Source organism: Caballeronia arationis (assembly GCF_001544975.2).
Classification (GTDB): Bacteria; Pseudomonadota; Gammaproteobacteria; order Burkholderiales; family Burkholderiaceae; genus Caballeronia; species Caballeronia arationis.
In genome coordinates this window covers 1-1199 of the sequence record NZ_FCOG02000465.1, presented here as the reverse complement: position 1 = coordinate 1199, position 1199 = coordinate 1, and the positions used below count along the sequence as shown (strand labels likewise).

Genomic DNA, 1199 nt, shown 5'->3' with positions numbered 1-1199 from the left:
CGCGAAATCGGCCGTCAATTGCTGGACCGCCAGCTTTCCGGCGCAGCAGTCGTGACCGCCCGCGTGCGTCTGAACCATACCCGCCTGAAGCCGCTTTTCGAACAATGGTGGCCGTACATCAACCGCATGAGCATCAACATGCAGCGTTTCGGCCGGTCGACGTTCGGCGAGAACGACAAGGATGTGGTCAACAGCGCGCTGGAGAAGCTGCTCGCGGGCATCGAGACCTACGTCGACGAGCAACTGCGCGTGGCCGAAGGGTTCCGTCAGCAGAAGGAAGCCGAGCTTCGTGCCAACAAAGAGTTTGTGTTCGAACCGACGATTCCTATGCCTGCGATGGATATCGAGGTCGAGGCTTACTCGCGCTTTTCGATGCGCGTGCTTAGCGCGATCATGAAGTTCGACCGGGCGATGGATCACTTCGACTTCATGGTCTGGAACGGCATTCGCGATCAGTCCGACGTCGACGACGAGGCCGTCAACTTTCTCAAACGGTTCAACCCGCTTGGCATTCGCGGGTACATGACGCATCTGAAGCTGATGACGACGGTCCGCGGCAACTAAGGAGGCGCGATGCTGGACGAACTCAATCCCCAGCAACGGGAAGTCGCCCAGTTGCGCCAGCATTGCGTGGCGATCGCCTGCCCGGGCGCGGGCAAGACGAAAACGATCGCCACGAAAGCAGCGCTGCTGCTACAAGACAGCTCGGCGACGGTCGGCGCCGTCACCTTCTCGAAGGATGCCGCGCTAGAATTGCGTGAGCGCATCCTGGCCGCTGCCGGCGAGTCGGTGAAGAAGCGCCTGATCGCAGGTACCTTCCATTCCCTCGCCTTCAAACAACTGAAACGCCCCGGTGCGCGTGCGCTCGATATCGCCTCCGATGGCGACCGGCTCGGCCTGCTCATCCGTGTGATGCAGGAACTCGGCCGCGACGGGAAGGCAGAGGACGTCATTCCAACGATCGAGAAGATCAAGACCAATTTCGGGCGGTGTGACCCGAACACTGCCGACGGCGAGCTGTATCACGCTTATCAGGACGCGCTTGCACGGAACGGCAAGATCGATTTCCAGGACATGCTGCGCCTCGCTGTAGAGGGGATGGAGCAAGGCACCATCGCCCCCTACGCGTTCACCTATCTGCTCGTTGACGAGTTTCAGGACACTGACCCGTTGCAGTACCGCTGGATTGAACTGCACGC

2 protein-coding genes are annotated in these 1199 nt (G+C 60.5%); both read left to right on the top strand.

The genetic code is table 11. The features are described from left to right. On the top strand, nt 1-564 hold a 564-nt coding region (locus tag AWB81_RS43200; RefSeq protein ID WP_062644716.1), incomplete at its 5' end, for a hypothetical protein. A 9-nt stretch (nt 565-573) separates the two neighbouring features. After that, on the top strand, nt 574-1199 hold a 626-nt coding region (locus AWB81_RS43195; protein ID WP_159939041.1), incomplete at its 3' end, for a UvrD-helicase domain-containing protein.